Here is a 20,707-nt window from a genome sequence, read left to right as displayed (position 1 = left end):
GCGGGACGGTTGCTCAGGCGCGAGGACCTGCCGCTTCGTTGGAGACCGCTTCATTCGGGGGCGCCCTTCAGGAGGCGGGGTACGTTCCAGTCGCGGGCCACGTCTTCGGTGTCGGCGCCCGGCTGCGCGGGCCCGCCGCGGACCGAGGTGGGGGTGGCCGAGAAGCGGGGGGCGGGGGCGGGCTGGGTGATGCCGCCGTGGTCGGTGAAGGTGCCGCGGGCGGCGAGGTGCGGGTGCTGCGGCGCCTCGCTCAGGGAGAGGACCGGCGCCACGCACGCGTCGGAGCCCTCGAAGACCGCGGTCCACTCCTCGCGCGTACGGGTCTTGAAGCGGGCCGCCACCGCCTCGCGCAGTGCGTCCCAGCGCGCCGGGTCCTTGTGGGCCGAGGCGTGTTCCGGGATGCCGAGTAGGTCCACGAACTCCTCGTAGAACTGCTTCTCGAGCGCGCCCACCGCCATGTACTGGCCGTCGGCCGTCTCGTACGTGCCGTAGTACGGGCAGCCTCCGTCGAGGAGGTTGGCGCCGCGCCGGTCCTGCCAGCGGCCGGCGGCCAGCATGCTGTGGATCATCGCGGCAAGGTGGGCGGCACCGTCGACGATGGCCGCGTCCACGACCTGTCCGGAGCCGGTCGTACGGGCATGGTGGAGGGCGGCGAGGACGCCGACTACGAGGTAGAGCGAGCCGCCCGCGAAGTCGCCGAGCAGGTTCGCGGGGACGGCGGGCGGGGCATCCGGGGCGCCGATCATGCCGAGGGTGCCGGTCAGCGCGATGTACGCGATGTCGTGGCCCGCGCGCTGGGCGAGCGGGCCCTGCTGGCCCCAGCCGGTCATCCGTCCGTAGACGAGCTTCGGGTTGCGGGCATGGCAGGTTTCGGGGCCGACGCCGAGGCGCTCGGCGACACCCGGGCGGTAGCCCTCGATGAGGATGTCGGCGCGTTCGGCCAGGTCGAGGACGCGGGCCGGGCCGTCGTCCGCCTTCAGGTCGACGAGCACGGACCGCTTGTTGCGGTTGGTGATGTCGTAGTCCGGGTCGACGGCGAGGCCCGAGCCGCCGGGCCGGTCCACACGGACGACGTCGGCGCCCAGGTCGGCGAGGAGCATGGCGGCGAACGGACCGGGCCCGATGCCGGCCAGCTCGACCACGCGCACCCCGGCGAGCGGGCCGTGCCCTACCGTCCCTGCCACTGTCATCGAGCCCCCTGCACTTTGACACTATTGATGTAACACTCGTGATGCTAAGAACGCGTTCCACTCCGCACAAGACTCTGGCGAGCAAGCGCTTAGCCATATCGCTCGGTCATTCTCGACGCCCGACGCCAACAAGGGAATCGCCGGCGGAATCAGCGCGCGTCCAGCTCCGCTATGAGCTTCTTCGGGGCGATCGTGCGGTAACTCTCCTCGACCCAGTCGCACACCAGCTCGGCAGCCGGGGAGCCCTTCTCGTCCAGCGGGATGCTCACCCAGCCGGCCTTCCCGAGGCCGTACCCGGCGGGCTCGGCGCCCGGCGAAGTCATCGCGTGGGCATGCACCGCCTCGTCCTTGAGCTTCACGGTCACGTACATGGGATAGCTGCCGTCCGTCACACCGAGGAAGACGAACACCTTCTTGTTGACCTTCGCGACGGTCTCGCCCCAGGGGAACTCCTCGGTTGCGCCCGGCAGCCCGAGGGCGAACTCGCGCGCTTTCTCCCACTTCTTCAGGGCGGTCGCGGTCGCGGCCATGGCTGCCTCCGGTTCTTGGGGTAGGGCTCCTCGCAAGGGGTCGTGGTTCGGCTCCTCGTATTTCAAGCTAGCCTCAGCCACCGACAACGGCGCGGGGTGTACGGCAGAGAGGTGCCATGAGCAGCCAGAACGGGACGGAGCGGGCGTACGACGTCGTACTCTTCGGGGCTACGGGGTTCGTCGGAAAGCTCACCGCGGAGTACCTCGCCGCGCATGCGCCCGCGGGGCTGCGCTGGGCGATCGCGGCGCGCGACACCACGAAACTGGAGCGGCTGCGCGAGCGGCTGGCCTCGATCGACCCGGCCTGTGCCGAGCTGCCCGTGCTCCGGGCGGACGCCGGCGATCCGGCCTCCCTGCGCGAACTCGCGGTCCACGCGCGCGTGGTGGCCACCACCGTCGGGCCCTACGTGACGTACGGCGAGGAACTGCTCGCCGCCTGCGCGGACGCCGGCACCGACTACGTCGATCTCTGCGGAGAGCCCGAGTTCGTGGACCTCATGTATGTGCGGCACGACGCACGCGCGCGTGAGACCGGGGCGCGGCTGGTGCACGCGTGCGGTTTCGACTCCATTCCGCACGACCTGGGCGCGTACTTCACCGTCCGTCAGCTTCCCGAAGGGGTGCCGCTGACCGTCGACGGGTTCGTACGCGCCGACGGGATGTTCTCCGGCGGCACATTCGCCTCCGCCCTCAACCAGTTCTCGCGCGGGCCACAGATGGCCGCCGCGGCGCGGGACCGCGGGCAGCACGAGCCGCGGCCGGCCGGCCGACGGGCGTACGCGCCTCTGGGCGCGCCCCGGTATGCCAAGGAGGTGGGCGCGTGGGCGGTGCCGCTGCCCACGATCGACGCGCAGGTCGTGCAGCGCTCGGCCCGCGCCCTGGAGCGGTACGGGCCCGACTTCCGCTACCGGCACTACGCGGCCGCCAAGCGGCTGCCGTTCGCCGTGGGAGGTGTGGCCGCGGCCGGTGCGGCCTTCGCGGCGGCGCAGCTGCCACCGGCCCGGCGCTGGCTCTCGGACCGGCTCAAGCCCGGGGAGGGGCCGAGCGAGGAGAAGCGGGCGAGGAGCTGGTTCTCGGTGCGGTTCGTGGGAGAGGGCGGCGGACGCCGCGTCTTCACGGAGGTCGCGGGCGGCGACCCCGGCTACGGCGAGACCGCCAAGATGCTCGCCGAGTCCGCCCTGTGCCTGGCCTTCGACGAACTCCCGCCGACATCGGGCCAGGTCACGACGGCGGTGGCGATGGGCGACCGGCTCATCGAGCGCCTGCAGGGGGCGGGAATCAGCTTCCGGGTCGCGGCCTCTCGCTAGCCGACCTACCAGCCCATGACCGTGTAGATCATCCCCGCTATCCAGCCGACCCCGGCGAGGGCCGCGAGGATCAGGCCCGCCATCAGGGCGCGCTCGACGGGCTGGCTGGGGGTGGCGGCGGGCTTCGGGGCGCGGTGTGTCGTCATGCGGGCCAGCCTGCCGAGCGGGGCGGGGGCCCGGCATCCGTACAGATACTCAGACGACGTACTCAGTCGCCTTCAGGGCCTTGCGGCACAGCGCGTCAGCGCGGCGGGTCGTCTCCGGGAGGCGGAAGCGGGGCGCGAGTCGCAGCGTGTGGGCGCAGGCGTTGTCCAGGCTCACCCGGTGGCCGACCGAGACGAAGACCGGCTTGACGCCCTGCTGGGTGCGCAGCGCCCGGCCGACCTCCTCCTCGCCCGCGAGCAGCGGGGACGAGGATCCGCGCGGGGCGCCCGGTTCCTCGTGCGTGAAGGTGAACGGGTTCTTGGCGACGCCGATGGCCGGCAGGCCCGTGAGGACGCCGAGGTGGCTGGCCAGTCCGAAGCGCCGGGGGTGGGCGAGTCCGTAGCCGTCGCAGACGACGAGGCCCGGCTCGCAGGGCAGCGCGTCGAGGGCGGCCAGGACGGCCGGGACCTCGCGGAAGGCGAGCAGCCCGGGGACGTAGGGGAAGGACACCCGCCCCACAGCCGTGGACTCGGCCACGATGTCCAGATTCGCCGCGTCCAGGACGACGGCCGCGGCCACGACGACATCACGCTCGTCGTCGTACGCCACGTCCACCCCCGTCACCCGACCGGTCCCCGGCGGCGGCCCCGGCTCGTCAAGTACGACGCGCCCGCGCAACTCGTCCTGCACGGCACGCGCTTGCTCTTCGGTGGTGGGCCAGCCCGCGGGGATGCGTACGGTCGTCATAGTGGAACGAGCGTACGCGGCGGCCCGGTGACGGGGCTGCGATCAGCGGCCGAGGGCCCTCGACAGCTCCTCCTTGTTCATCTTGGAGCGCCCCTCGATGTTGCGGCTCTTCGCCTCCTCGTAGAGCTGGTCGTACGTGGCCCCTCCACGGGACTCACGGCCGCCGCGACGGCCGGTCGAGGTGTCCTGGGCCGACGTGCGGCTCGTGCTCTTCGACTCGCCGCGCTGAGCGCGTTCCTTGTTGGTGGTTCGGGCGGCGATCTCCTCGGCGCGCCGCTCGCTCGCGCCGCGTTCACGCTCGCTTTCCCTGATGTGTTCCTGCTGGCGTTCCCGCTTGGAACTCGAGCCACGTGCCATGGCCAGGACTCCTTGCTGCTAGAAGACTGCTGGAAGCCGCCCCTCTTCCAGCCAAGCACGGCCCGGGCCCACCCGCATCAGCGCTCCAGCCGTGCCACCCGGCCCTGCTCCCCGGAGGCCCAGCAGCCCAGGTCGGGGGTGCAGTCGACGGTGTCGTACGAGCCCGTTTCGAGGGTGCGCCAGGTGCGCCCGCCGTCGGTGGTGAGGTCGGTTCCGGTGGGTCCGACGGCGAGGGCGGCCGAGCGGCTGTGCGGGAGCCAGGTGACGCCGGAGCGGTAGGCGGGCGGCGGCTGCGCGGCGGGCGTCCAGGTGCGGCCGGCGTCGCCGCTGACGGCGGCGGCCCGCGGTGACGGCTGGTCCGCGCGGTAGTCGCCGCCGACCGCGATGCCGTGCGTACGGTCGCGGAAGGCGAGGGCGAAGACACCGCGTGCCGGGTCGCCCGCGGGAATCGTGGTGTCGGTGGCCGTCCAGGTCAGTCCGCGGTCGGAGGAGTGCAGCACGCGCGCGCGTGCGGCCCCGCCCGTGGCCAGCCACACGTCGCGCGGCCCCGAGCTGACGAGGCACTGCCCACTGGCGGCGAAGCCCGCCTCGCCCTCCTGCGCCGCGGGCATCCCGTCGCTGGGCAGCACCTTCCACGAGCGTCCGCCGTCGCTGGTCGACAGGATCCGGAACTTTCCGTCCACGGGGTCGCTCATCGCCAGTCCGTGGCGCCGGTCGAAGAACGTAACGCAGTCGTAGAAGGCCCTCGCGTCGGTGTTGCGGAAGGACTCGGTCCAGGTCTCGCCGCCGTCGTCGGTGCGGAAGATCCGCGAGGCCTCGCCCTCGCCGATGGCCAGCACCACGGCTCGCTTGTGGTCGAACGCCTCGATGTCCCGGAACTCCAACTCGGCGGCCCCGGGCGGCGATACGTTCCGCCAGCTCGCGCCGCCGTCAAAGGTGCGCAGCACGGTGCCGCGGGATCCGGCCAGCCACGCCGTGTTCCGGCTGACGGCGGAAAGCCCGCGGAAGCGTACGTCGGTGCCGCTGTCCTTGAGCTCCCAGTGCGGGGGCCGCCTGTCCGGTTCCTCTGCCCGGGCGGGCGCCGCGAGGGCGGCGGCGAGCGCGGCCCCGCAGACCCCCGCCGCCAGCAGTCGCCTCATGAATCTCTTCGGTCGCGTTGTCCCCAAGCCCCTCATGGCGGGCGAAGCTAGCCCACTCCCCCGGTGGCGTCCAGATGCCCCAACTGACAGCGTTGGCCACTTCGGTGATTAAAGGCGGTGACACAGGTCACTCGAACTTGATGTGCCTTCGTGAGCACGGAATGGCTGATTCTGTCGTCTCTTCAAGTGCACGGCGTCATCCGTTCACCGTTCGTCAAGCCGTCACAAGGGAGCAGGCGTTGTCCACTGTCATCGAGCAGCCTGTCGAGGCCCGCCTCGTCGCCGCCGCGCCGCGGATGCCGAGCATTCCCGCGGCGCTCCACTACGACCCTCGTGAACCGTTCGCCGTCCGTATGACCTTCCCGGCCCCGGCCACCCTCGAAGGCGTGGACGTGTGCTGGACCTTCGCCCGCGAGCTGCTCGTCTCCGGTCTGGAGGAGCCGGTGGGCCGCGGCGACGTACGGGTGCGGCCGTACGGATACGACCGCATCGTTCTGGAGTTCCACGCTCCCGAGGGCACCGCCGTGGTGCACGTCCGCGCGGGTGATCTGCGGCGCTTCCTGCAGAGCACGACGGAGCTGGTGCCGCTCGGCCTGGAGCACCAGCACCAGGACATGGACCACGCCCTCGCCGAACTGCTGCGGGACGCCCACTGATCCCTTCGACCCCTTTCAACTCCTGCGCGCCGCGTCGGACGAGCGCGCGGGCCGGCCGAGGCAGGGGCCCACGTTAATGCGTTGACACGCACCCGGCCCCCTCCTACGGTGTACAGCGGTCCTGTTGCCGTCGATTGGAGAAGGACGTTGCTCGTCTGAGGTCCTGAGACACCGCGTCACACCTGTCTGCGTGTGTGCGCCGCGTGCGACCTCGGCATACGAGCCGTCCTCCGGAGCGGGACCTTCCCCGGACCTCCAGGACTCCTGCCCGCCTTTTCGGCCCTCGTCGCCTCCCCGGTGCCCTGCCGGTGCATGCCGGTGTCTCGATACGCGTTGCCCTGACCGCATCAAGCAACCGCGAGGCCCCATGTCTACCTCCCCCACCGCCATCACCTGCACCTCCCTCCGCTTCTCCTGGCCGGACGGCAGCACCGTCTTCGACGATCTGCAGGTGGCCTTCGGACCCGGCAGAACCGGGCTCGTCGGCGTCAACGGGTCAGGAAAATCAACCCTGTTGAAGCTGATCGCCGGGCAGCTCACACCGAGCGACGGCACCGTCCGGGTGGCAGGCGAGGTCGGCTACCTGCCGCAGAACGTCACCCTCGACACCTCGCTGCGCGTCGACGAGGCACTCGGCATGGCCGAAAAGCGCGCCGCGCTGCACGCCATCGAGGCGGGCGACGTCGCCGAGCACCACTTCGATGTCGTCGGCGACGACTGGGACGTCGAGGAACGCGCCGTCGCAACGATGGGCGAACTCGGCCTCGGCCACATCGAGTTGGACCGCACGATCGGCGAGGTCTCGGGCGGCGAGTCCGTCCTGCTGCGCCTGGCCGCGCTGCTCCTGCGCCGACCCGACGTACTCCTGCTGGACGAGCCCACCAACAACCTTGACCTGTACGCCCGTCGGCGCCTGTACGCGGCGGTAGAGGCCTGGTCGGGAGTGATGGTCGTGGTCAGCCACGACCGCGAGCTCCTCGAACTGGTCGACCAGATCGCGGATCTCCACTCCGGCCAAGTCACTTGGTACGGCGGCAACTACTCGGCGTACGAGGAGGCGCTCGCGACCGAACAGGAGGCGGCCGAGCGCATGGTGCGTGTCGCCGAAGCCGACATGAAGAAGCAGAAGCGTGAACTGACCGAGGCTCAGGTCAAGTTGGCCCGTCGCAAGCGGTTCGCGCAGAAGATGTACGACACCAAGCGCGAACCCCGGGCCGTGATGAAGCTGAAGAGCCGCGCGGCCCAGGTCTCCGCCGGCAAGCACCGCATCATGCACGAGGACAAGCTCGCGGAGGCCAGGGAGCGCCTCGACGAGGCGGTCGACGCCGTACGGGACGACGACGAGATCCGCGTGGACCTGCCGTACACGGCCGTGCCGCCCGGCCGCACCGTACTCACCCTTCAGGACCTGGAATTGAGGTACGGCGCCCGCGTGGCCGGCGGCTTCGAGCTGCGCGGCCCCGAGCGGATCGCGCTGATCGGACGTAACGGCGCGGGCAAGACGACGCTGCTGCGGACGATCTCCGGTGAGCTGGAACCCGTCTCCGGGGAGGCGCTGGCCCACGTACCCCTGCGCTTTCTGCCGCAGCGGCTCGACGTACTGGACGACGACCTGACCGTCGCCGAGAACGTGGCGCGCTTCGCGCCGACCGCCACGAACAACCGGATCCGGGCCCGGATGGCCCGCTTCCTGTTCAAGGGAGCCCGCGCCGACCAGCACGCCGCGACGCTCTCCGGAGGCGAACGTTTCCGGGCGACGCTGGCCGCCCTGATCCTGGCCGAGCCCGCACCCCAGCTGCTCATGCTCGACGAGCCGACGAACAACCTCGACATGGCGAGCGTGCGACAGCTGACGACGGCCCTGGAGTCGTACGAGGGCGCGCTGATCGTGGCGAGCCACGATGTGCCGTTCCTGGAGTCGATCGGGATCACGCGCTGGCTGCTACTGGAAGGAGAACTCAAGGAAATCACGCAAGAAGCTGTCGGGTATCCCGGCTAGCTTCGCCCGTATGAACCAACTGACCAACTGACCACCGACGACGCGGAGGGATCGTTCACGGCCGAACACCTGCGGCGGGCGGTCGGCAGGGGCTGAGTCGCAGGGGTGGGCGGGCCCGGGCGCGGAAGCTCTGGCCAAGGGGGCTGTTGCCGGACGGGGAGCGGGCTGCATGATGTGCGGATACATCCCCTGTTGAACCCCCCTCGATTCGGAGATCCGCGCGTGCCCAGCCAGAAGGCCCTCATCCGCCGACCCAGCCCTCGCCTGGCCGAAGGACTGGTCACGCACATCGAGCGGGAACCGGTCGACGTCGAGCTCGCGATGCGGCAGTGGGAGGCGTACGTCGAGGCGCTGGGCGCGCACGGCTGGGAGACCATCGAGGTGGAGCCCGAGGACGACTGCCCCGACTCGGTGTTCGTGGAGGACACCGTGGTCGTCTTCCGCAACGTGGCGCTCATCGCCCGCCCGGGCGCCGAGTCGCGGCGCGAGGAGACCGCCGGGGTCGAGGAGGCTGTGGCCCGGCTCGGCTGCTCGGTGAACTGGGTGTGGGAGCCGGGCACGCTCGACGGCGGCGACGTCCTGAAGATCGGCGACACCGTGTACGTGGGGCGCGGGGGGCGCACCAACGCGGCGGGCATCCAGCAGCTGCGGGCCGCCTTCGAACCGCTCGGCGCCCGTGTCGTCGCCGTACCGGTGAGCAAGGTGCTGCATCTGAAGTCGGCGGTCACCGCGCTCCCCGACGGCACGGTCGTCGGACACGGGCCGCTGGTGGACACACCTTCGCTGTTCCCGCGGTTCCTGTCGGTGCCGGAGGAGTCCGGCGCCCATGTCGTTCTCCTGGGCGGTGGAAAGCTGCTGATGGCGGCGAGCGCACCCAAGACCGCCGAGCTGTTCGCCGATCTCGGCCACGAACCGGTCCTCGTGGACATCAGCGAGTTCGAGAAGCTCGAAGGCTGTGTGACATGCCTCTCGGTCCGGCTGCGGGAGCTCTACGCCTGACCGGCTGGGCCGGGGCACCCGTCCCGCCGGGGACCTGCGGGTCCGTGTGCGATACGGCTCGCTCTCGAAGATCCCGCTGTTCAGGGGCTGTTCACCCATGTGAGCACCTCTTATAGCGCCCTTAACCTACGGTGTCGTAACCTACGGTCTCGTAGCCTACGATGGCGTAGGTTCGCTTACCTCTGCTCGTACGTCCCCCCTGGAGCACCCATGACGATCACTTCCCCTCACCTCGGCAGCCCGTCCTCCGCCTGGACCGACGCCCGCCTGCTGTACGCGCTGGAGGAAGTTGTCGAGACGGAGCTCAACCGCCACCTCAAGGTGGCCAAGGACTGGATGCCCCACGAGTACGTGCCGTGGAGCGACGCCCGTAACTTCCCCGGCCTCTTCGAGGACGGCGAGGCCTGGGAGAAGGAGCAGTCCAAGGTCACCGAGATCGGCCGGATCGCACTGGTCGTCAACCTCCTCACCGAGGACAACCTGCCCAGCTACCATCACGAGATCGCCTCGCTCTTCGGACGCGACGGCGCGTGGGGCACCTGGGTGCACCGCTGGACGGCGGAAGAAGGCCGGCACGGCATCGTGATGCGCGACTATCTGCTCGCCTCGCGCGCGGTGGACCCGGACAAGCTCGAGGCGTTCCGCATGGCGCACATGAGCGAGGGCTTCGAGTCGGACAACCGCCACTCGATGCTGCACTCCGTCGCGTACGTCGCCTTCCAGGAGCTCGCCACCCGCGTGTCGCACCGCAACACCGGCCACCAGTCCGGTGACCCGGTCTGCGACCGCATGCTGGCGCGCATCGCGACCGACGAGAACCTGCACATGGTCTTCTACCGGAACCTGCTGAAGGCCGCCTTCGAGCTCGCCCCCGACCTGACCATGCAGGCCGTCCGCGACGTCATCGTCAACTTCCGGATGCCCGGCCACGGCATGCCCGGCTTCGAGCGTGCCGCCGCGCAGATGGCGATCGGCGAGGTCTACAACATGCGGATCCACCACGACGACGTGCTGCAGCCGGTGCTGCGCCACCTCAAGGTCATGGAGATCGACGGCCTCGGCCCGGAGGGCCTCAAGGCCCAGGAGGAACTGGGCATGTTCATGGGCGGCCTGGACGCGGAGGCCCTGAAGTTCGACGAGAAGCTGGCGGCGCGTAAGGCGAGGATGGCGGCGCGCGCCAAGGCGTAAGCCCCCCGTACGAGTCCCGCAGGCGCCCGGCCCAACCGCCGGGCGCCTATTCGTGCGCCGTGACCACCGCCAGTGCCGCGTCGCGGACGTCGGGCAGTGCGTGGCGGCGCAGCAGCCTGAGGTGCTCTCGCCAGGGTGCCGGCCAGGCCGTACGGATACCGAGGGCGCCGGTGAGGGCTACGGCGAGCAGGCCCTGGGCGTGGCCGCCGTGGGCGGTCAGGCGGCGGGTCACCTGCAGCAGAACCTCGGGGTCGCCCTCGTGCACCTGGCGGCTCAGCCGCCCGCCGACGTCCTGCGCCATGCGAACCGCGAGCGCCGGGCGGCCCTCGATGAGGGCGGCGAGGTCCTCGAGCCGGGCCGGGTCCGCGTCCAGGTCCAAGTGGAACGCGGCGATTTCGGCGGCCTGCTGAACGAAGTCGTCGTACCCCGCGAGGAGTTCGCTCGCGGCGAGAGCGGCGGGACGGACGGACTGCGGGGCGGTTCTGCCCTGAAGACTGAGGCGCAGGACGAGGTTCTCGATACGGCGGCGGGCTGGGCGGTCGCGATGTTCCTCGGCGTCGTGCAGAGGCTCCACGGCCAGGGCCGCATCCTCGGCATCGTGCGCGTCGTGCGGGTACTCCACCGCCGGGAGCGCACCCTCCGCCTCCGCCAGCGCCCGCAACGCCCGTAGCAGGCCCTCGCCGCCCCGTTCCGATCCCGCCGCGGCCGTCACGAGGCCGTTGGCGGCGGCGTGCCAGGAGACGCGCTCCGCCAGGTTCGCGGCGGCGTCGGCCAGCACCGTCGGCGCGTCCGGCGACCACGGCGCCCAGCGGGCCAGCGCGTCGAAGGCCACCGTCGCCGTCTCCGGGTCGTCGGTCTCGCAGACGTCGCGCACCAGGCGGGCGTACCGCTCGCGGTGGGGCTCGGAGAGGTCCAGCGGCGAGACGCGCAGAACAGCCGTGCGCAGGACGGGTTCCGCACCCGCGGCATCGCCCAGCAGCCCCCACACCGCCTCCTCGGCGAGCAGAGGGCCGGCGAAGGCGACGCAGGCGGCGCGTACGTCGCGATGGGTGCCCGGTCGCGCGTACGTCTCCGTGAGCAGCTCCGCCGCCCGCGGCACCGGGAGGCGTACGGCGGCCAGGCGGGCGGCCTCCTTGCGGCTGGTCACCTTGACGTCCGGCCCCAGCAGCATGGCGCGCAGCTGCTCGGCGAGGAGGGACGGCGCCGCGTGCCGGGACGCCTGCGTGGCCGCGTACACCGCCACGCGCGCGTGCTCGTCGCCCGCGTGCGCAAGCAGTTCGGGCAGGGCCTCGGCGGGCCGGTCGGTGCGGGCGAGGGCGGCCAGGGCCGCCTCGGCCAGAACGACGTCCTCGGAGCCGGTCCAGCGGCGTACGAGACCGGCGCCGATGCCCGGTACGAGCGCGCTCTGCTCGACGGCCGCGGTCCGCTGGTACAGCAGGAGCCCGTCGTCCTCGGCGAGGGCCGCCAACTGCCGGGCCACCGCCTGCTGTTGACGTGGAGCCCAACGCCGGATGTCGCGGTCCACCCATACGGACCAGCGGCTGCCCTTGGTCAGGAACCGGCCGTACGGCGGGGTGTCGGCCAGCAACGGGTCGAGCAGGTCCGTACGGCACCGGGTGACGATCGCCTGGACCGACGGCAGAGCGCCGGCCGACGGCTCCAACGAGAGGATCCGGGCCACGCGGTCACCCCGGGTCACGGGCGGCTCCAGCCACAGGTCGACCGCCTCGCGCGCGGTCGTGTCGGCGCCGTAACGGATCGCCTGCCAGAGGAGTTCTTGCAGCTCGGGCATGCCGGCGGCGCGGCGGCCCACGGCTCGGGTGAGCGCGAAGGTGAGGCTGTAGTCGGACTTCTCGGCGCCTGCTTCGATCCAGGGGCGCAGCGCCTCGTACACCTGGTGTTCCTGGCCGCGCCGCAGTGTGTGGTCGAGGCGGCCGAGATCGGCGTCGCCGGTGTTGCCGGAGATCCGCACCAGCGTGCGCAGCGCCCAGTTCACCAACTCCCGTCGCCCGTTTGCCGCGTGCTCGCGCAGCACACCGAGGGCGAGCCGGCTCAGGTGGTACCGCGTGTCGGAGGAGGAGTCGGGGGCCTGAACGGCGTCGACAGCGATGCGGTCGAGGTGCGGTTCGGCGTCCTCGGTGAACAGCGCGGGCCGGACCCGGCAGAGCGCTCCGAGCGCCGCCTCGCGCACCGGGTCCTGCTCGTTGCGCAGCCGCCCCATCTCTTCCAGTACGGCGATGACGGCTTCGGGGTCGCCGGAGCGGTCCGCGTTGCGGATCAGGAACGGCCAGGCCTCGACGCGGTCTTCTGCGGCCGGACGCCGGGTGGCCTCGATGAGCCGATCGCGGACCTCGGCAACGGGCAGGAAGGACTCGAGGCGCAGAACCTCCATCTCCCGGCTGCCGCCTTCGCGCAGCATCGCGGCCATCTTGTGGGCCTCGTCGGCGACATGGCTGCGGGGCAGCGCTTCGAGCAGGCGCGCGTCGACAGGCCCGGCGCCCCGGCCCTCGTACACCTCCGTGTAGAAGGCATGCCGCTGGGCGGGCGGCAGCGCCTCAAGGAGCGGGGGAAGGCCGCCGTACGGCACCAGCGTCCTCCCGTACGCGATGAGTTCGGGCGCACCGGAGCGGGCCAGCCTGCGCCGCACGGTGGCGCTCATCGAGTGGATGCCGAGGACGCCGAAGACGCCGGACCAGGCGGGCGTGAGGAGCAGCCGCACCATGCGTTGTGGGTCGGCTGCGGCGAACGCGGGTACGTGGGCGCGGAGTTGGTGCGGCAGGGTCGCGGGACCGAGGCGTTCGAGGAGTTCGAGCACGCGCAGGGGCTCGGCGGGCGTTACGGCGGCCACGGCGTCCGCGTAACGGTTCCACCAGGCGCCGCGCATCGCCTCGGGCAGGCCGGTCAACTCCCGTTCCGCCACGTCGAGTAGGGCATCGGGGTGCCGCTTGGCGAGCTGCCGCCATCCGGTGACCGCGTGGAACAGCTCGGGCAGCAGCCGGGCGACCCTGTCCGCCGAACAGCCGGGCAGCAGCCGGGCCGCCTCCGCATCGCCCCAGTCACGTCGCAGTCCGTCGATCAGCCGGTCGGCGAGCGCGGTGCGCCGCCCGGCCACGATCGCCCGAAGCAGTCCGCGGCGGATGGTCTCAGGCGCGTCCGCAAGCACCGACTCGTAGACGGAGTCGGAGACTTGAAGGCTGTCGGCGACACGCAGCGCGTGTCCCCGGATGTACGGATCGGGGTCGGCGACGCGTGCGGCGATCCACTCGGCGTCACGGGCGACGGACGCCGCGACGACGGCGATCCCGCGCTCGTAGGGGCCACGGGCTTCAAGTGCCTCCAGCACGGGCCGCAGCGGGTGGCGCATGTCCCGTACGCGGGCGGCGAGTTCGCGCATGCGCTGCGGATACGAAAGCGGGTCGAGGACGTTCAGCAAGCTGTCGGCCTCGTACTCGGCCTCGTACTGCGGGGTGCTGGGCATGCGCTGGATTCTGCATGCTCATGGCCGCTGCGAGCACTGGATTTCGAGAAACGAAAGCTCCGCCTACTGCTGGTGCGTCCGTCGGAGGCCGAGCCGTTCCTTCTCGGACAGGCCGCCCCAGACGCCGAACCGTTCGTCGTTGGCGAGCGCGTACTGGAGGCAGGCGGACCGCATCTCGCACAGCCCGCAGATGCGCTTCGCCTCACGCACGGAACTGCCCGGTTCGGGAAAGAAGAAGTCGGCCCCGGTCTGCGCGCACAACGCCTGCTCCTGCCAGGAGAGGTCGGGTGCGGCGATGCTTTCGATGTGCATGCCGCAAATGGTGCCGAGCACCGAAAAACGTTCGCTCAACGCGGGATCAACGGGCGCGAGCGGTAGTTTCCCGCTACACAGCGTGACCGCTTGTGCGGTCAGCCCGGCGCTCGCGTCCAGGAGCGATTGTCAGTGGCCGGTGCAAGACTCACCAGAGCAGGCAACGGGATCCCTCAAGGAGGAGGGCATCATGCTCACCACCCGTTTCGTCAACGGCGCCCCGAACTGGGTCGACCTCGGCACACCCGACATCGAAGGGGCCGGCTCGTTCTACCGCGCCCTCTTCGGCTGGGACTTCCAGGCAGGAGGACCGGAAGCCGGCGGTTACGGCTTCTTCCAGCTCGGCGGGCGGATCACCGCGGGCGGCATGCAGACCACCGAGGAGCAGGGCCCGCCGTCCTGGACCGTCTACTTCCAGTGCGCGGAGGCGGAAGCCACGGCCAAGGCAGCGGAGACCGCCGGCGGCAGCGTGCCGATGGCGCCCATGGACGTCATGGACCAGGGCCGGATGGCCATCCTCAGCGACAACGCGGACGTCGCCTTCGGCATCTGGCAGCCGGGCAAACGCAAGGGGGTCGACGTGGCGGGCGACCCGGGGTCCCTGTGCTGGGTCGAGCTTTACACCCCGGATGTCCCCGCGGCTGCCGCCTTCTACCACTCGGTGCTGGGCCTGGAGACCTCGGCGGTGCCGTTCCCCGGCGGCACGTACACCTGCGTCAATCCCGCGGGCACCACGGAGGACGACATGTTCGGCGGTCTGGTGGCGCTGGCCGACGACCCGGCGGAGCAGAGTGCGTACTGGCTGCCGTACTTCGAAGTCACGGACACGGATGCCGTTGTCGTCGAGGCCGAGGGGTTGGGCGGCGTGGTGCGTATGGCTGCGACGAGCGTGGAGGGCGTTGGTCGTATGGCCAAGTTGGCCGATCCGTATGGGGCGCGGTTCGCGGTGATCAAGAGCGAGGGCGCTCCGCCGGGTGCGGTTTGAAGCGGGTTCGCTCCGCTGGGATGCGTTTTTCGGCTGCGGGTTCGTTGTGGCTGGTCGCGCAGTTCCCCGCGCCCCTTAGGTGCGTGTGCGGGTCGGGGCCGTGGGCCGGTGCGTCAGCCCGTCGCAGCGTGGGCATACGGCCCTCCGGCTTCCACAGGCCGCAAGTGACCTGAGACAGAACCTACGCGACGGGCATACGACGCACCGGCCCACGTCCCCTCCGGCCGGTGGGAGAGTGCGGGTAGTTGGGGGTGCGGGCTTTCGGGGTGCGGTCAACTTCTGAACTGATGAAGATTTTGGGAGCGCTCTCAGCCATAACCCTTGACGCCTCAACTCCCCCTGGGGACATTGGTGCAGACCGCAGGAGCCGAGCCCCACCACATCGGCCCTCCCGGCACCCCCCACACCCCAGGAGACCTTCCGTGATCTCACGCAGAACGTTCCTGACCTCGGCCGCCGCCGTCGGAACCGCCGCAAGTTACCCGGTCTGGGGAAGCGCTCTCAGTCCCGGCGCCCTGGCCGCCCCCGCCACCTGCGAACTCGCCCTGCGGAACGCCTCGTTGCCGGGCACGGTGCGCGCGTACGTCACAGGGCACGAGCAGTCCACCGGCAACTGGGTGCTGTTGCGGGCCGACGGCGGTGTATACCGGCCCGAGTCGCCTTCGGCGCCCCAGACTCCGCTGCCCGTCGACTGCGCCATTCCGCTCGGCGCCGCCGGTTCCGCACCGAAGGTGTTGACGCTGCCTCAGATGTACGGCGCCCGCGTCTACTTCGTACGCGACGACACGCTCGACTTCTTCCTCAACCCTGGCCCCGCCCTGGTCGAACCCGCCTTCGCCACGCCCACCGACGCGAACTACGGCAAGACCTGGTCGTTCTGCGAGTTCACGTTCAACACCCAGCAGTTGTACGCCAACATCAGTTACGTCGACCTGGTGACCGCCCTGCCGATCGGTCTGACCCTGGAGGGCGACGCCACGCACACCGTCGCGCCGCTGACCGACGGCGCCGTCGACAAGATCGCGTCTGACCTCGCGGCGCAGGCGACGAAGGACGGACAGCCCTGGGACAAGCTCGTCATCCGGGGCGACGGTGGCGCCGTACTCCGGGTGATCTCCCCGCAGAACCTGATGGCACCCTACTTCGACCGCCCAGCCGAAATGCCGTTTCGCGACGTCTGGGACAGCTATATCGACCAGGTCTGGGAGAAGTACCGTACGACCGACCTCAAGATCGATCTCCAGGGTGGCCGGGGCGTGTTCACCGGTCGGGTCAGCGGCGACACCCTCACCTTCAACGGCGGCCACACCTTCGCCAAGCCCGCGTCGAAGGACATCTTCACCTGCAACCACGGCCCGTTCACCAACAACCCGAACGACCCGGATGAGAAGAAAGGCATCCTCGCCCGCCTCGCCGCCGGCTTCAACCGCTCCATCATGCTCACGCACGCCTCCCAGCCGAACGGTGCGACGGCGGCCGACTACTACAAGGGCGAGGTCACGAACCACTGGTCGCGCGTGGTGCACGCCAACTCGCCCATCGGCTACGCCTTCCCGTACGACGACGTCCGTCCGGACGGCGAGCCCGATGTATCGGGGGCAGCGCATGACGGCAACCCGCGAAGGTTCACGGTGACGGTGGGTTCTTAGCCCTGGTAGGCAACGGTCAGGGGGCGCCCCTTCAGAGGCGCGGGGCTGTGACATATGCGGCTCCGCCGTGTGGGCGCGACCAGCGCCCCGTAAGGGGCGCGGGGAACTGCGCGACCAGCCACAACGGGCCCGCAGCCGCCCTACTACCCTGCGGGGCAGACGCGTTCGCGAAACCCTACGCGGAGGCCCGCCGCACCAACGTCGTCGGCAGGACAACGCTGGAGGGCGCGCCCACACCCCCCTGCGAGCCCGCGCCGGCGGACCCGGCGGCAAGCCCCCGCAACAGCAGCCGAGCCATCAACCGACCCATCTCCTCGATGTCCTGACGGACCGTCGTAAGAGACGGGTCGGTCTGCTCCGCAACCGGCAACATGTCATCGAACCCGATCAGCGCGACATCCTCGGGCACCCGCAGCCCCCGCTCCCGCAGAACCCGCAGAGCGCCCGAGGCCATCAAGTCATTCGCGGCGAACACGCCGTCCAAGTCCGGGCAGCCGTCCAGAAGTTGGCGCATCGCACGCTCACCTCCCGCCGGTGTGAAATCGCCCTCCGCGATCAGCCGGGGGTCGGCGTCCACCATGACGTCCCGGAACCCGTCGAGCCGGTCGACCGCCGAGGTCTGGTCGAGGGCGCCGGTGATGTGGGCGATGCGCGTACGGCCGAGCGTGACGAGATGACGTACGGCCTCGCGGGCGCCACCCCGGTTGTCGCTGTCGACATAGACCGCGCTGCGCGTCCCGTCGCCCCAGCCGGGCCGCCCGCCGAACACGGTCGGCACGCCTGCGCCGTGGATCAGTCCGGGCAGCGGGTCGTCGAGGTGCAGGGAGAAGACCAGGGCCCCGTCGACGTGGCCCCCGGCCAGGTACCGGCCCACCCGCGCATGGTCGTCGCGGCCCTCGGTGAGCAGCAGTACGAGCTGGGAGTCGTGGGCGGTCAACTCCTTGCTGATGCCCCGGAGTTGGAGTGCGAAGAAGGGGTCGGCGAACACCCTGGTCTCGGGTTCGGCGATCACCACGGCGACCGCGTCGTGCCGCCGGGTGACGAGGCTGCGCGCGGCTTGGTTGGGGACGTAACCGAGTTCTTCGACGGCCCGCCTGACCCGCTCGACGAGGGGCTCTCGGACCCCGTCACCACCGTTGACGACCCGCGACGCGGTGGCCCGGGAAACCCCTGCCCGTGCCGCCACCGCCTCCAACGTGGGGCGCGACGCTGTCGACGACTCGGACACCTCGGAACTCCTCAGGGCAGCGGTTCCGGGCCAGGATAACTCCTGGTCGCCGTGCTGCTGAGAGCGCTCCCTGATGCTGTCGGATCCACATCGAGTGGCCCTGTCGGGGGCAGGGTCCAATCATGACTGATGACTGGCGGAGCGACCGGATCGGCAGCGCACTTGAGGGCGGGAATCCCACGGTGCTCCGGAGGCTGGAAGCCGGGTTCGCGGTGATCGGGGACGTCCAGTTCCTCCCGGGATACTCGGTGCTCCTCGGGGACGATCCTGCGGTGCAGCGGCTGTCGGAGCTGCCCCGGAGCAAGCGGCTGGCGTTCCTGTCCGGCATGGACCGGCTGGGTGAGGCCGTCGAACGCGTCTGCAAGCGGCTGGACCCGGCCTTTCGCCGCGTCAACCTGGAGATTCTGGGGAACACCGATCTGTTCCTGCATGCGCATGTGTGGCCGCGGTTCGACTGGGAGCCGGCCGATCTCGTGCGGAGCCCCGTGTGGCTGTATCCGCGGGAGTGGTGGAGCGACGAGCGGTATGCGCTGGGCCCTCAACACGACGCCCTGCGTGAGGTGATCGGCGAGGAACTGGACGGACTGGCGCCCTGACGCGTCGGGATCGCCGCCCGTCCATCCGCTGCGTTTCAGGGTGGTCCGTCGACGTCGAGCCGTTCCACGAGAAGCATCGCCGCATCGTCTGCCAGGTAGCCCCCCGTGTGGCGGATCAAGCCCTGGTGCAATCGATCCAGGAATTCCGGCGTGCTGCACATATGCGCCGCTTCCATGGCCTCGGGGAGGGCGAAGAAGCCGTCGTCAGGGCTGCGAGCTTCGATCACACCGTCGGTGTGCAGCAGCAGACGGTCACCCGGCGTGAACGGAAAGCTCTCCGCCTTGTCGGGATGCACGGTGATGAATTCCTCCAGTCCCAGGGGCGGCAGCGGTGAGGTGGGCATCAAGGCCTCGACCTTGCCGCGGCGCAGCATCAGCGGCGGCGGGTGGCCGCGGTTGATCACCTGGACCACGAAGCTGTCGGACACCTCGACCACGACCGCGGTGACGAAATCCTCGGCCTCGTGTTCCGCGGCGGTCGGATCGATCGCACTCGGCACGGCGCACTCCCGTTCCAGCGCGGCGGCGCAGTGGTTCACCACCTCCACCAGTTCGTCCTCGTAGTGCACGGCCTCGCGGAACGCCCCCAGTACGACCGCGGCCAGGCGCACGGCGGGCAGTCCCTTGCCGCGGACGTCACCCACGATCATCCGGACGCCGTACCGGGTCTGCGACACCGCGTAGAGATCGCCGCCGATCTGGGCCCCGACCTCTGCCGCGTGGTACAGGCTGGCCATCCGCACCGGCCCCAGCCGGGTCGGCACCCGTCTCAGCAGGACCCGCTGTGCCGCCTCGGCGATCCGGCGAAGCTGGTCCAGCTCACTCTGCCTTCGCGCACGTACGGCACTACTCATCGTGACACTGGCCACTGACACCACGATGAGGGACAGGAGGTTGCTGTAGACCTGGCCACCCCAGCTCTGGTGGAGGGTGGCCGTGATCACGGTGACGGAGAAAGCTCCCACGGCCGCCGAGAGGGTGCCTTTCGGGCCCAACGTCAGCGCCGCCAGTGCCGGGATCGCGGCGAGGATGGGACCGGTGATCACATCGTGTGCGGGCGAGAGCTCGATGCCCAGCGCGAACAGTACGATCACGAACGGCAGACACTGCGCGAGCCTGAAGAGGACCCGGCTGTGACCGCCCGCTCCTGAGGGGCCGGATGAGCGGAAGGGTGACCGCATGGCAACCAGCCTGACTCACCGGAGTCGACTGTTCCACTCAACGCCCTCGTCGTGTCCTCAATGCTCGTGCGGCTCGTACCCGGGAATCGTCCCGTCCGCCTTCTTCACGAGGAACAGCCCCACCATCCCCATGTCCGAGTGGCTCTGGACATGGCAGTGGTACATCCACGCCCCCGCCCCGACGCCCTCCCCCGCGATCACCTGGAACCCGAACGAGTCGGCGGGTCCCGTGATCTTGTTGTCCAGCACCTGGCTCGGGTCGTCGGGGCCGGTCAGCATGCCCGTGCGGTTGTCGGCCCAGCGATGACCGTGCATGTGGAAGGTGTGGTAATACTCGCCGTGCGTGATCACCACGAACTCGACGCGGTCGCCCACCGTGGCCTCGAAGTTGGGGCCACTGTGCGCCGGCTTGTTGTTGATCAGCATGTCGTTGAAGACGATCGTGTGGGTCGCGTCCGGGAGGATGTCGCCCTTGCGGCGGACGATCACCGGACCGTACAGCCCTTTGCGGATGCCGCCCGTGCCGTGTTCCGTGCCGACGACATGGTCGTGGTAGTGCCAGTAGCCGGCGCTGCCCGCGCGCCAGGTGCCGTCCTTGCGGCGGCCGGGTGCGTGGGTGCGCCAGGTGTACGTACGTGTCCCGCCCGGCTCGACATCGCTCTTGTTCTGCTTCGTGCCGTCGCTGGTGATCTCGTAGTCGAGGCCGTGGACGTGCAGGCTCACCGCCACGTCCATGGTGTTCTCGAACTCGATGTGCAGGGTGTCGCCCTCGTTGAGTTCGATGAGCGGGCCGGGGATCGACGCCTTGCCCTTCTCGTAGCCGTAGCCCATCTGGCCGTCGGCGAGCTTCTCGGCGTACAGCTTGATGCGCTTGACCTCGCCGCCGGCCGGAGCGGTTTTCGCCGGCTCCGCGGCGCCGGCGGACTCGGGTGCCAGAGACAACGATGTCGCGACGGCCGCACCGCCCAGCAGCACGCGCCTGTTGAAGCCGCGTCTGTCCATGCCGAACTCCCCACCCTGGT

19 protein-coding genes are annotated in these 20,707 nt (G+C 70.4%); 8 read left to right on the top strand and 11 right to left on the bottom strand.

The window, feature by feature from the left end; translation table 11 throughout:
- Positions 1–50: 50 nt before the first annotated feature.
- Positions 51–1,190, bottom strand: a complete 1,140-nt coding sequence (locus tag ABD357_RS38500) for a CaiB/BaiF CoA transferase family protein (protein ID WP_344395997.1) — start codon at positions 1,188–1,190, stop codon at positions 51–53.
- A gap of 149 nt (positions 1,191–1,339) precedes the next feature.
- A complete protein-coding gene (locus ABD357_RS38495; protein ID WP_344395996.1) occupies positions 1,340–1,720 on the bottom strand; it encodes an MmcQ/YjbR family DNA-binding protein in 381 nt (126 codons plus the stop codon).
- A gap of 116 nt (positions 1,721–1,836) precedes the next feature.
- Between ABD357_RS38495 and ABD357_RS38490 the strand changes: the two genes are divergently transcribed.
- Positions 1,837–3,027 carry a saccharopine dehydrogenase family protein gene (locus ABD357_RS38490; RefSeq protein ID WP_344395995.1) on the top strand — a complete coding sequence of 397 codons (1,191 nt, stop codon included), beginning with the start codon at positions 1,837–1,839 and terminating at the stop codon, positions 3,025–3,027.
- A gap of 5 nt (positions 3,028–3,032) precedes the next feature.
- Here the strand turns inward: ABD357_RS38490 and mmpA are convergent, their stop codons facing one another.
- From mmpA to ABD357_RS38470, 4 genes are all read right to left on the bottom strand, one after another.
- The gene (gene mmpA / locus ABD357_RS38485) at positions 3,033–3,173 is read right to left on the bottom strand and encodes a morphogenic membrane protein MmpA (protein ID WP_344395993.1); all 141 of its coding nucleotides are present in this window, start codon (positions 3,171–3,173) and stop codon (positions 3,033–3,035) included.
- A 49-nt stretch (positions 3,174–3,222) separates the two neighbouring features.
- Positions 3,223–3,918 carry an endonuclease V gene (locus tag ABD357_RS38480; RefSeq protein ID WP_344395991.1) on the bottom strand — a complete coding sequence of 232 codons (696 nt, stop codon included), beginning with the start codon at positions 3,916–3,918 and terminating at the stop codon, positions 3,223–3,225.
- A gap of 42 nt (positions 3,919–3,960) precedes the next feature.
- Complete coding sequence (locus ABD357_RS38475) at positions 3,961–4,275, bottom strand: plasmid stabilization protein (RefSeq protein ID WP_344395990.1); 315 nt, start codon at positions 4,273–4,275, stop codon at positions 3,961–3,963.
- Between the two features lie 77 nt (positions 4,276–4,352).
- Positions 4,353–5,414 (bottom strand): WD40/YVTN/BNR-like repeat-containing protein, encoded by a 1,062-nt coding sequence (locus ABD357_RS38470; protein ID WP_344395989.1) that lies wholly within the window; start codon positions 5,412–5,414, stop codon positions 4,353–4,355.
- A gap of 239 nt (positions 5,415–5,653) precedes the next feature.
- Here ABD357_RS38470 and ssgD point away from each other — a divergent pair, with 239 nt between their 5' ends.
- The 4 genes from ssgD (at position 5,654) to ABD357_RS38450 (ending at position 10,256) form a co-directional block, all read left to right on the top strand.
- Positions 5,654–6,070, top strand: a complete 417-nt coding sequence (gene ssgD, locus ABD357_RS38465; protein WP_344395988.1) for a spore wall synthesis regulator SsgD — start codon at positions 5,654–5,656, stop codon at positions 6,068–6,070.
- Positions 6,071–6,437: 367 nt separating this feature from the next.
- Positions 6,438–8,069: an ABC-F family ATP-binding cassette domain-containing protein gene (locus ABD357_RS38460; RefSeq protein ID WP_344395987.1), complete on the top strand. Its 1,632-nt coding sequence runs from the start codon at positions 6,438–6,440 to the stop codon at positions 8,067–8,069.
- A 222-nt stretch (positions 8,070–8,291) separates the two neighbouring features.
- Positions 8,292–9,068 carry a dimethylargininase gene (ddaH, locus tag ABD357_RS38455; RefSeq protein ID WP_344395986.1) on the top strand — a complete coding sequence of 259 codons (777 nt, stop codon included), beginning with the start codon at positions 8,292–8,294 and terminating at the stop codon, positions 9,066–9,068.
- 210 nt (positions 9,069–9,278) lie between these two features.
- Positions 9,279–10,256 carry an acyl-ACP desaturase gene (locus ABD357_RS38450; RefSeq protein WP_344395985.1) on the top strand — a complete coding sequence of 326 codons (978 nt, stop codon included), beginning with the start codon at positions 9,279–9,281 and terminating at the stop codon, positions 10,254–10,256.
- 46 nt (positions 10,257–10,302) lie between these two features.
- On the opposite strand, the gene ABD357_RS38445 is transcribed toward ABD357_RS38450, so the two are convergent.
- Both ABD357_RS38445 and ABD357_RS38440 read right to left on the bottom strand, forming a co-directional pair.
- Positions 10,303–13,734, bottom strand: a complete 3,432-nt coding sequence (locus tag ABD357_RS38445) for a hypothetical protein (protein ID WP_344395984.1) — start codon at positions 13,732–13,734, stop codon at positions 10,303–10,305.
- A gap of 63 nt (positions 13,735–13,797) precedes the next feature.
- A complete protein-coding gene (locus tag ABD357_RS38440) occupies positions 13,798–14,046 on the bottom strand; it encodes a WhiB family transcriptional regulator (protein ID WP_344395983.1) in 249 nt (82 codons plus the stop codon).
- Positions 14,047–14,236: 190 nt separating this feature from the next.
- On the opposite strand from ABD357_RS38440, the gene ABD357_RS38435 reads away from it, so the two are divergent.
- Both ABD357_RS38435 and ABD357_RS38430 read left to right on the top strand, forming a co-directional pair.
- Positions 14,237–15,031, top strand: a complete 795-nt coding sequence (locus tag ABD357_RS38435; protein ID WP_344395982.1) for a VOC family protein — start codon at positions 14,237–14,239, stop codon at positions 15,029–15,031.
- A 422-nt stretch (positions 15,032–15,453) separates the two neighbouring features.
- Positions 15,454–16,680, top strand: coding sequence for a glycoside hydrolase family 64 protein (locus ABD357_RS38430; protein ID WP_344395981.1), 1,227 nt, complete (start codon positions 15,454–15,456; stop codon positions 16,678–16,680).
- A gap of 175 nt (positions 16,681–16,855) precedes the next feature.
- On the opposite strand, the gene ABD357_RS38425 is transcribed toward ABD357_RS38430, so the two are convergent.
- Positions 16,856–17,908 carry a LacI family DNA-binding transcriptional regulator gene (locus ABD357_RS38425; protein WP_344395980.1) on the bottom strand — a complete coding sequence of 351 codons (1,053 nt, stop codon included), beginning with the start codon at positions 17,906–17,908 and terminating at the stop codon, positions 16,856–16,858.
- A 122-nt stretch (positions 17,909–18,030) separates the two neighbouring features.
- Between ABD357_RS38425 and ABD357_RS38420 the strand changes: the two genes are divergently transcribed.
- Complete coding sequence (locus ABD357_RS38420) at positions 18,031–18,504, top strand: HIT family protein (RefSeq protein ID WP_344395979.1); 474 nt, start codon at positions 18,031–18,033, stop codon at positions 18,502–18,504.
- A 35-nt stretch (positions 18,505–18,539) separates the two neighbouring features.
- On the opposite strand, the gene ABD357_RS38415 is transcribed toward ABD357_RS38420, so the two are convergent.
- Entirely contained in the window at positions 18,540–19,685 is a 1,146-nt protein-coding gene (locus ABD357_RS38415) for a PP2C family protein-serine/threonine phosphatase (RefSeq protein WP_344395978.1), read from the bottom strand.
- 57 nt (positions 19,686–19,742) lie between these two features.
- On the bottom strand, positions 19,743–20,687 hold the full coding sequence (locus ABD357_RS38410; RefSeq protein ID WP_344395977.1) for a multicopper oxidase domain-containing protein: 945 nt from the start codon (positions 20,685–20,687) through the stop codon (positions 19,743–19,745).
- Between the last annotated feature and the right edge of the window lie 20 nt (positions 20,688–20,707).

It is taken from the genome of Streptomyces vastus, from assembly GCF_039532825.1.
Taxonomy (GTDB): Bacteria; Actinomycetota; Actinomycetes; order Streptomycetales; family Streptomycetaceae; genus Streptomyces; species Streptomyces vastus.
The sequence above is the reverse complement of the archived record's forward strand: the minus strand, read 5'-3'. Positions and strand labels throughout refer to the sequence as shown.